Raw genomic sequence first — 17,291 nt, 5'->3', positions numbered from 1 at the left:
TTACCGCACGCCGCGCGGCCGGAACTGGATGCTCACCCGGGGGCCGACGGATGCCGTCGTCTTGGGCACCGCGTGCTCCCAGGTGCGTTGGCACGATCCGCCCATCACCAGCAGGTCGCCGTGCGCCTGCGGCAGCCGCAGCGACGGGCCGCCGCCGCGGCGGCGCATCGCGAACGAGCGGGTGGCGCCCAGGCTGACGATCGCCACCATGGTGTCCTCGGAACTGCTGCGGCCGATGGTGTCGCCGTGCCAGGCCACGCTGTCCGAGCCGTCGCGATAGCAACACAACCCGACCGTGGTGAACGGTTCACCGAGCTCGCCGGCGTAGATGTCGTTGAGCCGGCGCCGCAGCCGGGCCAGCTCCGGATGCGGCGGCTCGTCCACCGTGAGGTCGTGAAAGCTCACCAGCCGTGGCACGTCGACTACCCGGTCGTACATCTGCCGGCGCTCCTCGCGCCACGGAACCGTCGACAGTAGGGCGTCCAGCAGGTCATCGGCGTCGGTGAGCCAGCCGGCACGGATCTCGATGAACGCGCCGTCACCGAGTTGCCTGCGCTCGGTGTGCTGGAACAGGGAGCCTTGAACCGCGATCTCCACGCGACCGAGTTTATCGCACATCCGTTCGATCGCGTGGGGCGCGCGACGGGCGTGTGGCGGGACCCCGCGGCTCGGCGCCGCTACGGTTGAGCTGTGGGTGTTGTTGAGCTGGGCACCAATTCCGAGGTCGGCGCGCTGCGCGTGGTCATCCTGCACCGCCCCGGCGCCGAGCTGCTCCGCCTCCATCCGCGCAACGTCGACCAGCTGCTGTTCGACGGCCTGCCGTGGGTCGCGCGCGCGCAGGACGAGCATGACCAGTTCTCCGCGCTGCTGCGGTCCCGCGGCATCGAGGTGCTGCTGTTGTCGGACCTGCTCGCCGAGGCGCTGACGCACAGCGGAGCCGCCCGGATGCAGGGCGTCGCGGCCGCCGTGGACGCACGACGGCTCGGAGTGCCGTTGGCGCAAGAACTTTCGGGCTATCTGCGGGGGCTCGAGCCGGCCCGGCTGGCCCAGGTGCTGATGGCCGGGATGACGTTCAACGAGTTACCCCCCGACACCCGGACCGACGTGTCGCTGGTGCTGCGCATGCACCACGGCGGCGATTTCGTCATCGAACCGCTACCCAACCTCGTCTTCACCCGCGACTCGTCCATCTGGATCGGCCAGCGGGTGGTGATCCCGACGCTGGCGTTGCGCGCCCGCATCCGCGAGGCGTCGCTGACCGACCTCATCTACGCGCATCACCCGCGGTTCACCGGCGTGCGGCGTGCCTACGAGTCGCGCACCGCCCCCGTGGAGGGCGGTGACGTGCTGCTGCTGGCGCCCGGCGTGGTCGCCGTCGGGGTCGGCGAGCGGACCACGCCCGCCGGCGCGGAAGCGTTGGCCCGCAGCCTGTTTGACGACGACCTGGCCAACACGGTGCTTGCGGTGCCGATCGCTCAGCGGCGCGCCCAGATGCACCTGGACACGGTGTGCACGATGGTCGACACCGACACGGTGGTGATGTACGCCAACATCGTCGACACGTTGTCGGCGTTCACCATTGCGCGCACGCCGGAGGGAGTCGCGATCAGCGACGAGGCCCCGTTCCTGGAGGCCGCGGCCAAGGCGATGGAGATCGATCAGCTGCGGGTCATCGATACGGGGCTCGATCCCGTCGTCGCCGAGCGCGAGCAGTGGGACGACGGCAACAACACGCTGGCGCTGGCCCCCGGCGTGGTGGTCGCCTATGAGCGCAACGTGCAGACCAACATTCGCCTGCAGGACGCCGGCATCGAGGTGCTGACCATCGCCGGATCCGAATTGGGCACCGGCCGCGGCGGGCCCCGGTGCATGTCCTGTCCCGTCGCCCGCGACCTGCTGCCCTGAGAGATAACGCCGAGATTGCCGTCATGGTCGTGATCGGGGGCCGAAGCACCCCCTCACGGCAATCTCGGCGACGAACGGCGCGTCAGCGCCTCGCGGACGCGTTGCACGATGAGATTGGGCCGGTCCTCGTTGATTACCCTGATCACGTTCCAGCCGAGTCTGCTCACCATCTCGGCTCGCCGGATGTCTTTCACGTACTGGCTTCGGTCGGTGCGATGTGGTTCGCCGTCGTACTCGACTGCCACCATCGGCTGTTCCCAGCCCATATCCAGATAAGCCACGGAGCGGCCGTCGGTGACTCGGATCTGCGTGGCAAGGCGAGGTAAGCCCGCATCCATGAGGACGAGTCGCAGCCAGCTTTCTTTGGGCGATTGCGCACCGCGGTCCATCAGCAAGAAGGCCGTTCGGCACTGACGCACGCCTCTCGCTCCTTTATGGGCCGCGATCAAAGGAGTTGCGTCGGCGGCGGTGACACCGGTCGCGCGGACAACGCGTCGAGTTGGGGACTGCTAGTCCCCGCGGTAGGTGCCGAGCCAGATCAAATGCAGTCCGCGCCAGATTGGTGACGAGTGCCAAGAGCGCGAGGACGCAACTGGGATACGCTCGAGGATTTGATGACAGGGAGTTCAAATTGTCCGACGACACACGCACGGCCAGTTGGAAGCAGGCGGTCGCACGATTCCCTGAACACATGCGGTTCGACATCGACGCAATGTGGAACCACGGAGGCATGCTGCACGCAGAGACCGTGCAACGTCTTGTCCGCAACGAGAACGAAATCGGTAGGCTCATGATAAACCTGTTGCCGGTAGCTCAGCAGTACGCGGTGGCCTCAATATCAGACTATAAGGTCGGGGCCGTCGCGGCAGGAATGCCGACAGCAAACACCCGCTGGTGCAATCTGTATTTGGGCGCCAACATTGAGTTCAGCGGTATGGCACCGAGCTTCACCATTCACGCCGAGCAGGCAGCCACCAACAATGCATGGCTCAGTGATGAGTCAGGGATCCAATCGCTGGCGATCAGCGCCCCTCCGTGCGGATACTGCCGCCAATTTTTATACGAGCTGGTCACGGCCAGGCAGTTGCAGATCCTCTCACCCACCAATCAATTCAGCCCGTCGTCCTATGAATCCACTCCCCTAACAGAATTCCTCCCGGCCCCATTCGGGCCCTCAGACCTCGGGCTTCGTGGCGGCTTAATGGACCCCGCACTAGGCGAGCACACCCTGACGCTAGAAACTGGAAACCCAAACGATAAACTCATCGCGCAAGCACTGGCAGCAGCCCAGCAAAGTTACAACCCCTACCTCGACAACAGTGGCTATGCGGGAGTCGCAGTACAGCTGAAGGACGGCACAACTTATCCCGGGCGAGTCGCTGAAAACGCCGCCTACAATCCCAGCCTCTCCCCACTCGGCTCCGCCTTAGCATTTATGAACATGCGCCGGCCTCCTGGCAGTGCGCAGGCGATTGAGCGCTGCGTCCTTGTCGAAGTGCCCACGCGAGCAGGCCAATTGAGCGCCACCCAAGCAGTCCTAGCGAGCTACGCACCCAGGACCAATGTCGAGTATTACACCGCCTCCGTCGCCACCGGACCCCAAAATTAGCCGGCCCAACTCTCTGAGTGCTCGAAGCTCCTGCTCCCTACACAAAGAAAAGGGACGACGGCGGAGCTGCGCCCCTTAGCGAGTTCGCAAGCGAAATCAACTGGGCGTCTGTCCCCGAAGCCACGTAATCCACCACTCCCCGAGCCCGGTCTGCGTCTGTCTTTGCCTTCGTCAATTCTGCCAGCGCGGGGGGCAGCTTCAACTCCGTGGCCTCATCTGAACACCACTCAAACAATTTGTTCAAGGTTTCCTCCATCAGACGCCCCTGGCCTAATTGCGTTATCGCTAGCTCAGACTTGTCGCGGATGAACTTTCGGGTCAGCCACTTCAACACCTGAATCTCATACCAGTGGTCATCGCTGAGCTTGGCGACGGCAGGCCCTGTGTCCGGTATGTAGATGTCCCGGATGTAGGCGTCAATGCGCGTCGCAAAAGCCGTTCGGATCAGCGCGAACGCGCCCCTGGACCCATCGAAATACCGATACATGCCATACCGAACGAGTATCCGCACTCGGTCCACAGCCTGGTCAAAGAGCTCCCGCTTGAACTGTGATTCCCTCGCGTACTCATCAAGTTCCAAGTATTGGTTGGTCACCGGGACCTCAGAATCCTGATCTCCCAAATCGAACTGTCGTGAGTAGTCGTCCAAAACGGCGACGACGTGATTGCGGGGAAAAAGCCCCCCCGTATAGAAATCCTCGAGATCATGCAGCGCGTAGGTGATGTCATCAGCAATATCCATGATGGACGCCTCGAGTGTCTGCTCCTCGTTCGTCAACCCGACGGCCTTCCGCGAATCCTTAAGCGTTTTAAGGTCATCAGCATAGGCATTGAACTTCTTATATTTCTTTGAATCCCGATTCTTGCTACGGGTGTCCCGCGCCCACGGATATTTGATTATTGCCGACTTAGTCGCATTGGTGAGGTTCATGCCGTGCGTGTTAGAAAACCGGGCTTCCTGGCGCGTTACGACCCGCAGCGATTGGGCGTTACCTTCAAAACCGTCCGGAAGTTTGTGATTCCTTGCCCATTGGTCGAGCACCTTCTCCCCAGCATGACCAAACGGCGGGTGCCCGATGTCGTGGGCGAGGCCCGCTGCTTCAACAACATCCGGGTCAAGCCCGCCCCCCTGCGCGATCTGATCCTCGTCAATTTTTCGTTGAATCAATTCATCAGCGATCCGCCGGCCCACTTGCCCGACTTTTAGCGAATGGGTAAGTCTGCTATGCATCAAGTGACCGGACTGGTCGGGCGTCACGATCTGAGTCACGCCCTCCAACCGGCGAAATGCATACGACTGCAAGATCCTGTCTCGGTCAATTCGCCCCTCAGTTCGTCGCACACCACTTGCCTGCTCCTCGGGGTGATGTCTTTCATCCCTCAGGCGCTGCAACTTGGAGCGGTCATCTTGAGATTTAGTGCTTCCCGTCTGTTGTGGCTTGCCGATGCGCCCATCCGGGGTGAGCTCGACTTGACCCCATTGGATCAAGTCCCAAAGCTCTTCGGCAGCGGCTTGCAGACTATTGGGCGCTTTCTTCGCAGCTCGCTTGAGCAGATCATCGATAGGGCGAGGTTCGGCACTGTGAGTAACGTCGTCACGCAGCAGATCTCGCAGTTGGGGCGCCGGTGTCTCCACGGAGAATTCTCCTTCGAATTCGGCCGCACAGCCCGCTGCGCGGCATCGCCGATAGTCGTCTAAAACATCGTCGTTTGTCACCGACTGGCGCGGGCCAGATGGCAACAGACCTGTCAGAGTCGCTGGCCGCGCAAGGCTTGTCCGGTGGACTAGGCCCCCTACCAACGTTCTGACGAGTGGCACATAAAGGACACCGCTTTCAGCGTCCACACTGACCTTGCCCGGCCAACCGAAACTGCATCTGGGGCACCGACTACGCCGGCTCCAGTCTGTGCACTGATTATGGACCCATTTCGGGCCGCCAATAACTAATATGACCATTTTCAGGTAGCGCCCGCAGATCGATCGGGTCAGCGACGCGCGTCGGGCATTCGTCGGCGCGGGTCGTCGTTCCTGCCAGCTTGCGGCCGCGCAGGCAACGTATGAGTCATCCCAAAGTTAAGCGAAACGCCCCGGAAAGCGACGGGGAAGCGTCCAAGGGGGTTGTACCGAATGGTATCTGCTGCGTCGTCGCCCAATTTCGACCACGGGTTCCCGGCTCCAGGACCCCAAGAGCCCACCGCTCAAAAAGTAATGGACCACGTATTTTTCCTCTCCAAGGAAGGCTGGAAACGCGCCAGAGAGCGCGAGCGATACGACTACGTGGTAGTCGGCAGCGGACCGTGCGCCCTGGCGTTCATCGACCGCGCATTGCACCATGATTCACGCGCGCGAATATTGGTCATCGAGCGTGGTCCCTATTTCCTCCCCGCACACTTTCAGAACCTACCGTTGCCCTACCGGTACACCCTCGGGGGTTTGACCGAGACGTTCCCCTGGACACTCTCAGCGGCCACCGCACGTCAACCGGCCGGCCGAATCTCCTGGCAACATGGCATCGTTCCTTTCTTCGGTGGCCGAAGCATCATGTGGAGTTCCTGGTGTCCCCGACCCACGTCCGAAGAGATGGTCGATTGGCCGCCAGCAGTCATTGACGCGGCACGACGCAACTTTGACGACGCCGAACGCCTCCTCAACGTCGTGCCGGCCGATCGGATCGATGACAACCTAGACGAATCGACGATGTCGATTGTCGCCGGCCAACGGCCCGTCTATGGCGTCATGCAACGAAAACTCGGACAGATGCTGCAATCCAAGCTCAACCAAGTACCCACCGCGACACGAGTCATGGCCGCGCCGATCGCGGTCGGGGCCGGAATCCAAGAAGGGCTAGATTTCGCTAAATTCTCCACACCCGGGCCGCTCTTGGACCTCTGGTCTCGCCAAGGCCGCCTCGCCCTCGCAGGCAAGGGTTCGCCGTTAGACATAGTATGCGAGTGCGTTGTTCAACGAATCCTTCAGCAAGGTGGGTGTGCAACCGCATTGGCCACCAGCCGCGGAGTAGTCAACCTCGGATCAGCCAAGCTCATACTCGCCATGAGCGCTCTGCCACCCACTACCTTGCTGCTGAATTCGTTTCCGAAGTTACGCAACGTCGGAGCGAGATTCACGGCCCACTTCATCACGGCCATCACCGCACGAATACCAAGGTCCCACTTCGAATTTGATGCACAGTTGGCATCGATGGAGTTGGCCGCCATATACCTTGCTGGGGTCGATCCACACTCACAAAAGCAATACCACGTCCAGCTTTCAGTCCTTGCCGATTCTGAACCCGAGGTGAACGCGCGACGAGCCGCGCGCTACATGCCCGACGTCGTGGCAACCGCCTCACCACAACAGCTGCAAACGTCGAAGGATTACCTGGTTTTCGTCTGCGCCGTACTTGGTGAGTTGGACCACCACAACGCCAACAATTGGATGCGCAAAAATCACGACGACCACGACCCGACGACGAACGCAACCCTACAAGTTTTGGCGAATGAGACCGACGCCGCTACCTGGGACACCATGGATCAAGCGACATTCGAGATGTTAAAAGCGCTGTCTCCTAACGGCGCCGGGGCGATCCAATACTGGCACGGCAGCGCCGAAGCCGGAGACTGGAATTCCACCGAGCCCTCAGTCGAAGAACGGAGAGTCTCAGGACTCGTCCACGAAGGCTCGACGCTATGGATCGACTCCAACCCACAAAACGGTGTCGTCGGCGAGGATTACCGTCCACATGGCGTCGACAACGTCTACCTGACCGGCAGCGGGTTGTGGCCGCGAAGCGGTTCGTGGAACCCGACACTGACGATGGTGGCGCTGGCCCAAGACCTCGCAGACCAGCTCGCGAGACCCAAGAGCGGCAACACCAACGACGCCGCGACCTAACCTGGCGCGCAACACGGCGTCACGATCAACGACCGCCGCAAAGGCTGCGGTACACCGTCTCAACCCACGTACAGGCCACGAGGGTCAACGCTGAGCTAGTCCTGACCGCGGCGACTCTGCGGTGCTACACCGGACTTGATCGCGCGCACAGATCGCCGGTCAGCCAATCGACGTTGGTCCGCCGAAACATCGGCACAGAGGTCACCGATATGCCAGCCTGGGGGGCAACAAAAGGCTCAATGGCGTTACCACCGGAGGATCGATGGCAAAAACGCGGGCACATACACGCCCGACAAGTTGGACGGCTGTGGTCGCAGTGCTTTCGGCGGCCATAGCCGGTTCGGCATGCGGCGCTCATGGCACGAGCGCCACGGCCCCACGATCCTCATCGCACGCACCAAGTCCCGGACTAGGGTTAGACGACCTCATGTCGGCCCCGGTGCCGAGCCTGTGCAGGCACAACGCCGGCACGTTGGTCAACGGTACGTTGCCACTGCAAGATCCTTCGACCGGTTTCGTGACCATCGCGAACAAGTCCGCCAACGACCAGACGCCGTTAGTCGCGTTCGGGGATGTCACTGGCGACGGAGTCGGCGACGGCGCCCTGGTGACTGCCTGTACTGCTGGCGGTGTGTCGTGGCCGGCGACCGTCCAGGTCTACGCGCCGGGCCCGACCCGGCTCGGCGGCGTCGACCTCGGTGATGTCACCAAAGGCGGCCGAGAGTATGTGACGGATCTGTCGATTTCCGGTGGGCTGGTTCACGTTTCGTGGGTCACCACTGGTCCGGGAGAGCCGGCGTGCTGTGGCACCGTCAAAATGACCGGTGACATACGGGTAACCGGCGCCGTGGTCGCCATCGAGAACGTGCGCAAACTTGGTTAGCGATGCGACTCAGTAACGAGAATCACCGGGACCAAGCTTCCCAGTGTTTACGAACATAGCTCGGGGCGCCGCAGACTCGTGCCAGCATTGGCTTCCCATTCGGCGTCGGTCATGTCGGTGCCGGCGATCGCGCACAACGCGCCCCTCCAGTCGATGACGTGTGGCCGGAATATCTCGACCGGGCCGGGCACAATACGGCCATCGTTCGTCGTGATCGCTGTCGTGACGGCAAGAAGGCTGCCATCTGTGCTCCACGCTTGGCGGTAGGGCTCGGTCTGGTCCAAGGAGTTCCATGGGGGCCCCTCGGGCTGCATGGTCTCGGGATTAATGAACACGATCTGGCGCGCTCGGGGCAAGCTGACCGCAACCTCATGTCCATCCGGGCGCCATGCCACATTCTGGATGTCGGTCTTCAAATCGAAGGTCTCGCCGATCTGCTTGCCGTCGAGTGTGTAAACGGCGAGGTCTTGTCCATGAGTCATCGCGGCGAATCGTTGGCCGTCAGGGGCGAGCACTGTGCGGCCCCCAATCGGAATGGCACGGCTTGCGTTGTTGTGTGCGAGGTCGATGAGGACTTGATGGCTGTCTTCTTGGCGTTGTGCGCTGACCTGGACTAGCAAAACCGAGCCGTCGGCGCTCGATGACATTGTCGTGGCGGCGGTTTCATCGAAATTTTCCGGCGGGCGCACGCGGATGGTCGCCACGCGTTGCCAATCGGTAGTCGACCAGATCCCGACCTCGCCCAACCGCAGGTTCAGCGCAGCGATGCGATTGAGCGCTGGTGCGATGGCTACGAAGGTGACGAGATCATATCCCGTGCGGTCACCGGATGCCGAAAAGTCAATCTCTCGAACGAGATTGGTGCTCTCCCGGTCCCACACCCAAATCTTTCCCGTTTTGTTGGTATTGGTGTTTCCAGAGGCGACGATAACTCGGTCACTCGCCACGGCGTCGTTCACATACGGTGCGGTGCCGTTGGACTGAGGAAGCGCGTACTGCTTGTAGGCCGGGTCAGTCGTGCCGGTTGAATTTGGAGTTGGTGGCGACACAGACGATACGTGCAGACTGGAGATCCGTTGAGGACCATCGGAGGACGTAGTGAGCAGAATATTGCTTCCGGCGAAGCTCACCACGTTCGATTTAGGCCGGTCTTCCAGCCCGAGCCGACGATTCAGTGGGTCCAGGACGACGACGCGGCCATCGCTGCGACCTTCGACCAACTGGGACTTTTCCGCCCGGGCGACCGACTTAACGATCCCGGTGGCTGTGCTGGCGCCGGTGGTGTTGTTCAATGCAGTCACCCCATAGCGATTCAGCAGCTTCAGACCGCTCGGCGTGACCACGGTCGTACCGCCACCCCAACTGGGCAGCATCTGGATCGCCTGCTCGGCCAGGCCTGCATACGGAAACGACACCGTCATCGACCTGTTTGGATCCCACTGCTGAATCCCATGTTCGGTTCCGATCAAGATCGCAGCCGAATCACCGTTTGTGGCCAGGTCACCGTAGGCGACCGAGACGATGGGGGCCCGCACTTCGCCGGTTGGCACGACGGTTTCGACTTGCGGGGATGGCGGCGACTGATCGGACTGGGATTCGCCGTCTGCGAACGTCAGCCGCAGCAGCTGTTGTTGGCCCGTCGCTACCAGCACCGAGCAGTGCCGTGCATCCCCTCCCCCCGAGACGTGGCGAAACCCCCCGGCAGCCACGACGCCGCCCGAGGTTGGCAGTGAAAAGGGAATGCCGGCATTGCTTTTGGGCGACCAGTACAGACCATCGCCGGCACCATCGATGAGGACGATCGCGCCGGTCTCGTCGTCGTAGAAGGGTCCGATCAGTGCAGTGCGGGTGTTGTGTGACGACGCGGGAGTGGGCAGTGACTTGACCAACGTGGGAACTCGTCCCTTGGCGCCCTGATAGATGCCGAGGGTAGTCGACGTGGCGATCGCGAACTCGTCGCCATACGGCGCGGCGACGACGCCCGACGGCGCCATGTCCAGCTGGATCTGCCCCAACGGTTTCATGGTTGACAACGTCCAGACTTTCACCGTGGGTGACCGGTCGGCGGTCAACAGCACGTCGCTGGCCGCGGCCACCGCGGTCACCGGTCCGCCCTGAGCCGCAGGCGCGGAAGCCACGATGGCTTGGTTATTTTGGATCGCGTTGGTCATTGCGTTGCGGCTGGCTGGCGTGGAATTGAGTCGATCGGCAGCCAACGCAAGCAATGCAGACATACGCGAATCCCGGTTGAGGAGCTCGCCGGATTTGGTGGCCAAGGACGCCGCGACGGTGGCCCGCTCGCCGCGAAGGCTCGATTGATACCACAGGTATCCGCCGGCGCCGCACACCAGGGCGATGACAAGGACACTGGCCGCCACCGCATACAAGGCAGGGTTGATCGCGGTGCGGGTAAGTTTGATCGCCTCGCTGAGGGTCTTCGCACCGAGTATGCGCTCCGCTGGGTATCCCGCCGGACGTTGCGTGAGCGCGGTGGGCACGGCATCAGCGGCGACGACGACTCGAAGCGAATGCTGCTGAGCGGCGGTGAACTTTTCGCCGTAGTGGGTCACCGGCGTTAGCTCGCGGCCCGACAGTCCCGCTGTCGCGGTGCAGTCGTTGGCGAGCTTGCGCGGACGCAGCCGGCGCAGCCGAACCCAGCGCGGCGCCAGGTCATCGAGGGCAATGGCGCAGGCAGCTCCCATTGACGACCCGGTGATGATCCGCGCCGGATTTGCCCGTTCGACGGTCACCGACCATACGACGCAGGCATCGCTCTCTCGCAGGTCTGAGCTCTCCCATGCGTTGAGCAAGCTGGCGACGACTGCTGGATCGACACGCAGAAACGCCATGTTGGCCGGGTCGGGGTGCAGTCCGCTTGGGCCCTCTCGCAACAGTTCTAGCCGCAGAATGCCAGCTTTGCCGATGCGACCCTCGGCATCTTGGCTGGCGAACAACACTGGGATCCTTGCCGAGCGCAGCATTTTCGGCCTCTGTGCAGCCAATTCCAGCGCCATCAGAATCCCAAATCCGCGGCCCTCGTGGCCACCCTGGCCGACGAGATGCAACACCAATTCCCGAAGATGAGGTTGACTGCCGGCTAGGAACGAGGAAGCGGCTGGCAGCAGTTGCGTTCCGACCGAATGAAGCCACGCATCGTCGGTGACCGTAAGAAGCGCGGCACAAGCCGGGCCCGGCTCTAAACCGCCAGTCAGGCCCTTAGCGATATCGGCCAGCGCCTGGCCGGCCGCCAGTTCGGGGCTTGGCACATGTTGATCGCGAGTACCGCCGCTTGCATTGGGTTCTTTGTGTTCGCCGCCCGGAACGGCCATATGGGATTGGGCCAGCGCCCGGTACTCGTCACTGCCCGGCGCCAACAGCGTGCCTGTACGCCCCGCACCGTCTTTCACCGCATTGCGGCACTGCTCGATCCAAAGCTGCTGAGCGCCAGTTAATTCACCTCGAAGCCGCATCAAACGGAGCAGATCTGACTTCGATGACGGCGCACGATCGTCGGAGTGCGGGTCCTTCGTCCGCGTCATTGCAGCATTGTCTCTACTGCGGCTCGGATGCGGTGGTCGCCAGGCAGTTTGCCCACTAGTTGCCGCCACGCGTTTCGGCCGGTGACCGACGACAGCCGCACGGAGTCGCTGACGGCCCCCGCCAGCTGGGTGGGTATGTCCGCCACGGTCAAGACAGCCAGCGGCTCGATGGCGGTTAAGACATGGTTGCCGGGAACAACGACATCACCGACCACGAAGCCGGAATCGTCGCGCAGCAACGGAACTAGGATGTCTCGGTACCGTCGCCGTCGTTCATCGCGAAACCGGACGTAAACGACGTCGCCGACTCCGGCTGCCCCCCCGGGCTCAGCCTCAAGCGCGAACAGCGTTTCATCGCGCTCAGTGAGAACACGGGTCAATACCAGCCCCAGATCCTCGACCGGCGTTACATGCGGTTGCCACAACTCTTCATCGGCAGCGGCAAGCGTGGCCTCGCCTTGAGGTATGGACTCCGCGGACCGCCGACGCGCCGCGAAGGCACCAAAGTCGATGACTTCCCCGCCAAACGGCGCCTGCTCCGGAACCACCTTGTCGCCCAATGACTCGAGGTTGCTGAACTCAGCCTCATCACTGGCAGTAGCCACGGGCGGACCCACCGCCGCCATGGCGGGCTGCACCGAAAAAAGGCCGTTAACCACGCGGCTCACCATCGACTGCTGCCGGTGCTCTTGCGCGCCGACTCCGGCAGCCAACGAGGCCGTCGGTTGCATGCTGAACACGCCGGTCGCTACGCGACGCCATAGCGCATCAGTGGTCATCAGCACCCCCCGGCGCTTCGAAGGCCGCTCGATCAACCAGCCCGCCACCGTCAGTCGAAACCATGTCAGCTCTGGCCGCAGTCCCCCCTCCGAGCTGTGCCTGCCCAACACTGCCGAGCTGCCCTATTAATGTCGGCGCCGCATAGCCGACCGCCACCGCCGCAACCACTCCCGTTATCTGTCCGCTGGCTCCGAAAACCGCTGCCCCGCCAGCGCCCAACAGCGCTCGGATTACGCAAATCCAGGCATGCGCCGGCACATCAAGGAAACGCCTTAGCGGCGGGGGATTGCGACGAACTCGCCCCAACGGCGTTCGCCGCGCAGTTTGCCACTGGATCATCCCCTGGAAGACAACCAACACCTCCACTAGGACCCCACCAGCTGCACCGAGAAGTGAAAAGTCCCACCACTGCACAGTCAAGGCCCTTCCTGCTGCACCCACCCCATAGGCTCAGCTGCTGAACGTACCGCAGTTAAGCGTTTGCGATTTGCTTTCGACAGGATCGGTACAGCTCAAGCAATCTGGGCATCAAGAGTGCCGGGGGCCCGGTGTGCGATGCACGAAGACATCCGCAACCGCGGGCAACAACGGCCGGCTTTCCCGAAACCGACCAAAGAGCCCACGACGTTATGAGGCGGCTTGGCTCCGGCGCGTACTAGGACGCTCACAGATCGAGATGCGCAAACGCCGCACCGACGTCGCAACCACCCCAGAAAGCGAATGCTCGATAGGTCAGCGCCTGGCATATCAAGAGGATCCACCCCCAGGCAGCTGACCAGCAACGCGTAATCATCGGTAACGGCGGCGCCGCAGCTCGAGGGACAAACCAGACGCCTCGTCCTAAATCAGACGAAACACATCAGCGGATGCCCCAGCCGGCGTTGAATCAGCGCATGACTGAAACATCCACAAGCGAGCTCTGGAATATGCTCGACGAAGTACTGCGGGAGATTAGCCGCCGCCAGAACGACCTCGTGGCTGTCGTCGTGCACCTCAATGACACGTACTTGATTGAAGATCGCCCCGAGCGCAATCTGCCGGGTTTCGCCAGAATCATCGCCACCGTGAATCGACTGCGGACGCACATTGAAGAGGTCACACGAAAAAACCTGCTCCTGGTCGTTCATAGCGGTGATTTCCTTAGTCCGTCCCTTCTCGGTCGGAAGGACCATGGCGAAGCGGTGGTCAAGCTCCTCAACAAGGTAGGAGTCGACTACTGCGTACTAGGAAACCACGAGTTCGACGATGGCGCAGAGGTGCTCGCGACTCGCCTCAAGGAGGCGAAGTTCAAGGTGCTTCTGGCGAATTCATCTGACCCGACCGGCCTCATCGCCCAAGACGGCGACAGAGTACGCACACGTGTGATCTGGCCACACGACGACCGCAATCCTCCCGCTCGCGTCGCGCTCACGGGTGTCGTTTCAGCCGACGTCCATGAAAGCTTCGAGAGTCCAGACCCGGACCCTGACCCGATCGTTTCAGCCTGGCATGGGACGTTCGACCCCGACCGGAAGGCTAAGTGGCGCTTCACTCCGCCGAACGAAGCGGTGATCGAGTGGCTGAAAACGGTGAAATCCCTCGAACGGGAATACAACACCAACGTCCCGTTTCGCATCGTGCTCACCCACGCCACGCAGAACGAGGATCGACAGTTGCGACGGCAGATCCCCGACATGCCACGCACTTACATCCTCGGTGGCCACGACCACGACATCGAATGGATCGAGGACGACAAAGACGTCTATGTCATGAAGAACCTCGCCAATGCGGAAACCGTGCGAGTCATGCTGCTGCTGGCCGGCGGGGAGTCGGTTGTCAACGAAGTCTGGCGAGCTTACGGACACTTGCAGCAAAGAGAGTCCAGAACACTTCAGTACCCGCAGGACCTAGAGGCTGTCCTGCTGCCTGCCTCCGACTGGGACCGCAAAGTGTTGCGAGATCGCATCAAGCATGCCAAGCCCGACACCGGGTTCGCCGATCTCTACCGAGCACTCACGCAAACACACTTCGTTCCCGAGGGGCTCGGCATTCCCGACATGATCGCCTACACACTGCGATACGGGGACCACGAGCAGGCTGCACCGCAGGACGAGGCTGATGTCACAACGGCGCTTGCGGCTGTGGCGCAAGCCGATGACAAGGTGCCCGTCCTCGATTTCCGGCGATACACAGCCAAACTGGAAGCCCGCGACGGCCATATCCGGCGACGCCCCACAAATTTCGGGCTCTTTGTCGCCGAGTGCGTGCGGCTGGAGGCGAAGGCCGACGTTGCCATCATCAATTCGGGTACATTCCGCTGCGACAGCGAGCTCGACGCGCAGTTGTCCGTGCGCGACCTGCGCGAGACATTCCTCTACGACAACCCAAACGCGGTCACGGTCCTTGACGTCGACTCCAAGGTCGTCGATGCGCTCATCGAACATGGCCTGCAGCCAGCAAAGGGCGGAACGGGAGCCTACCCCCAGATCGCAGATAAACGAGGCGGCAGAACCGGCAAGGTGCGTAAAACCTGCAGGAGGGCGCGCAAAACCAACAAGGTACGCCTCGCGATCCCCTCGTTCCTCCTAACCCGACGCAATAACGACGGCTACGACACGGTCCTGCAGAAAGCCTGGAATTTGCCGACCATTGAAAAGACGCACGAAGCCGCAGAGGACGCGTCAGTACACAAGTTCAGCATTGTCGCATCAATAAAAACCCAGGCGGACAAGGTGAATTACTCGCAGCCTCAAGTGGATACCGGAGACCGCGCTCGGATACTCATCGAACTGCTCAACGACTACGCCACAACCTTTTACGCGGAAATGAGTCACGTAGACACCGACATATGGACTAAAAGCTTCCGAAGATGGCTCGGCACGGATCAACCTCCCGCACAGGGCGAACTGGCGATACCTCCCACAGTGGACGAGGCGCGCAAAAAAATACGTGCATTCCTCCGGGAACTCCCAGCAGTTGAGGCATACGCACGTGAAATTGAAAACAGAAAGAAGGGGGCCCCAGCCAAGAAAGGGGACTCCATCTGGGACGAGCCCTTGAAAGCTGCAAAAGAAGAGCTCCAAACTCTGCAGAGAACTTTAGTAGGCCACGACCTCGTGTTCCGCTACCGCCACGACTTCGCCAAATGGTTCGACATGGCCGCACGTGGCATACCAGGATGGTTTCCCAACTATCCCGACTGATCCAACAACGCCTTCTTCGAGGCAGAACTAACAACCAGGTCTCCCCCGACACCCCTTCGGAGGGAACGCAATTGGGGCGACCTGTGCGCACGGCTCGATCGCCACGCTTCGTCAACAGTAACGTCATCGCGATCGACGGCGACTCAGGCCTGGTACTTGTCAATGGACGCCGCCGTCAGCCGGGCCAGCGGTTCGCTCCTCATCACCACCACACTTGACGCTGGCCCGCGCACCAACGCCCGGGGTTCCCCGGTGCCGTATCGGCTCGCTGCGGAAGGAATCGGCAACCTGCTGCTCGCCCCTCCGCCCACAGCACTCCCGCTAAAACACTGTGAATCAAACGGTTGCCCATAATCGAACGGTGACGTTGTCCGAAGCCTGTGCCGCTGCGCAACCCGCGATCGCGCGCACAGGCCCTTTCGGCCCGGACCGCGCGCCCGCTCCGGCGCCGATCACACCGCGCCAGTCTGCGACAAGCCCACAGCAGACCGGTGAGACGTCACGCAGATGTGCGGGCTCACCGAGGCGGTACCCGACGCCCACCGGGGCGTCGCTAGGCGCGCGGCGGCCATCCAGATGGTGTGGATTGGCTTCACAGGTGAATAGCCGATATCTTCGGCCAGTAGCCGCAGGATCTGCTGCCGCACCACGCTCGCCGCCGGTAACCCTCGGTGCTCGGCGACTTTGTTGAGCGCGGCCAGCTCATCGGGATTAAGGCGGACCTTCAGTATTTGGCTGCCGATCAGATCTTTCGGCGTCTCCCCAACGGGGTCGCATCGTGTCAACCCCGTCTGCACAGCCCATCGGTAGAAACTGCCAGCGAGGTGCGCAAGTCGCAACGATAGTGAAACGACCACTGCTGCCGGTCAGCCATCATTACTATCGCATCCCACGTCAGCTGATCAGGCCGAACAGTGCGGGAGAGGCCGGCCACCGTCCGCAGGTGGACACGGCGCAATTTGATAGTCGCGCCGCTCTTGCCGGCGTCGCGCAGCCACGCCACCCAACTCGCAATAGCGGCATCCCAAGCCGGGGAAGGTGAGGCGCAGAATTACCCACGAGTAGCTAGCCGTACCGGGATCGCTGTGGCGCAACGGTTTCGGTAGCCCGTCCAGGTCAACGAATTCTTCGGCACTGATTCGTTCACGGCGAACGACTATTCCGGGTGGCGGATGGTTGAACGGCCCGATGATCTCTACGGGTGTGGACTCGTCGATCCATTTGGCCCCATGCAGCGCGGAGGCGGCGCGGCCAGCGACGATTCCCCGACGGCCAGACCATAGCCACGCTCCGTTGACGTTGTCCCGCAGCGACCTCGAGCCGCATTTCGGAAGGTAGACGTTTCGGTGGATTCGCCGGTAGTTCCAACGCAATTGGCCGCGGGTCAGCCCGCCACACGCTATCGCCTCGCTACCGAGAAAGACCTTCGCCACGCGCTTATGATGCGTACCCACACTGACACAGCGCCGAGATTGCCGTCATGGTCGTGCTCGGGGGCCGA

The 17,291-nt window shown here is 62.0% G+C and carries 11 protein-coding genes; 5 read left to right on the top strand and 6 right to left on the bottom strand.

Going from position 1 to position 17,291, the window contains the following annotated elements; translation table 11 throughout:
- Entirely contained in the window at window positions 1–597 is a 597-nt protein-coding gene (locus tag A5732_RS19790; RefSeq protein ID WP_178413063.1) for an alpha-ketoglutarate-dependent dioxygenase AlkB, read from the bottom strand.
- 93 nt (window positions 598–690) lie between these two features.
- Between A5732_RS19790 and arcA the strand changes: the two genes are divergently transcribed.
- On the top strand, window positions 691–1,905 hold the full coding sequence (arcA, locus tag A5732_RS19785; RefSeq protein WP_076051232.1) for an arginine deiminase: 1,215 nt from the start codon (window positions 691–693) through the stop codon (window positions 1,903–1,905).
- A gap of 53 nt (window positions 1,906–1,958) precedes the next feature.
- Here arcA and A5732_RS27650 read toward each other — a convergent pair whose 3' ends face one another.
- A complete protein-coding gene (locus A5732_RS27650; RefSeq protein ID WP_249266678.1) occupies window positions 1,959–2,324 on the bottom strand; it encodes a DUF559 domain-containing protein in 366 nt (121 codons plus the stop codon).
- 143 nt (window positions 2,325–2,467) lie between these two features.
- On the opposite strand from A5732_RS27650, the gene cdd reads away from it, so the two are divergent.
- Window positions 2,468–3,514, top strand: coding sequence for a cytidine deaminase (cdd, locus tag A5732_RS19775; RefSeq protein ID WP_283160247.1), 1,047 nt, complete (start codon window positions 2,468–2,470; stop codon window positions 3,512–3,514).
- Window positions 3,515–3,551: 37 nt separating this feature from the next.
- Here cdd and A5732_RS19770 read toward each other — a convergent pair whose 3' ends face one another.
- Window positions 3,552–5,150: a deoxyguanosinetriphosphate triphosphohydrolase family protein gene (locus A5732_RS19770; protein WP_170879932.1), complete on the bottom strand. Its 1,599-nt coding sequence runs from the start codon at window positions 5,148–5,150 to the stop codon at window positions 3,552–3,554.
- Window positions 5,151–5,723: 573 nt separating this feature from the next.
- Between A5732_RS19770 and A5732_RS19760 the strand changes: the two genes are divergently transcribed.
- Entirely contained in the window at window positions 5,724–7,406 is a 1,683-nt protein-coding gene (locus A5732_RS19760; protein ID WP_212568068.1) for a GMC oxidoreductase, read from the top strand.
- A 427-nt stretch (window positions 7,407–7,833) separates the two neighbouring features.
- On the top strand, window positions 7,834–8,289 hold the full coding sequence (locus tag A5732_RS19755; protein ID WP_139334522.1) for a hypothetical protein: 456 nt from the start codon (window positions 7,834–7,836) through the stop codon (window positions 8,287–8,289).
- Between the two features lie 47 nt (window positions 8,290–8,336).
- On the opposite strand, the gene A5732_RS19750 is transcribed toward A5732_RS19755, so the two are convergent.
- Both A5732_RS19750 and A5732_RS19745 read right to left on the bottom strand, forming a co-directional pair.
- A complete protein-coding gene (locus A5732_RS19750) occupies window positions 8,337–11,828 on the bottom strand; it encodes a WD40 repeat domain-containing protein (RefSeq protein WP_139334521.1) in 3,492 nt (1,163 codons plus the stop codon).
- Window positions 11,825–12,607, bottom strand: a complete 783-nt coding sequence (locus A5732_RS19745; protein WP_139334520.1) for a hypothetical protein — start codon at window positions 12,605–12,607, stop codon at window positions 11,825–11,827. The genes A5732_RS19750 and A5732_RS19745 overlap by 4 nt, the downstream gene beginning before the upstream one ends.
- A gap of 894 nt (window positions 12,608–13,501) precedes the next feature.
- Here A5732_RS19745 and A5732_RS19740 point away from each other — a divergent pair.
- Window positions 13,502–15,790, top strand: a complete 2,289-nt coding sequence (locus A5732_RS19740; RefSeq protein ID WP_171975056.1) for a metallophosphoesterase — start codon at window positions 13,502–13,504, stop codon at window positions 15,788–15,790.
- 452 nt (window positions 15,791–16,242) lie between these two features.
- Here the strand turns inward: A5732_RS19740 and A5732_RS19735 are convergent, their stop codons facing one another.
- Window positions 16,243–16,587, bottom strand: coding sequence for a CopG family transcriptional regulator (locus tag A5732_RS19735; protein WP_076051223.1), 345 nt, complete (start codon window positions 16,585–16,587; stop codon window positions 16,243–16,245).
- Between the last annotated feature and the right edge of the window lie 704 nt (window positions 16,588–17,291).

The organism is Mycobacterium colombiense, from assembly GCF_001953985.1.
Classification (GTDB): domain Bacteria; phylum Actinomycetota; class Actinomycetes; order Mycobacteriales; family Mycobacteriaceae; genus Mycobacterium; species Mycobacterium colombiense_B.
This window is presented reverse-complemented; position numbering and strand designations above follow the sequence as displayed.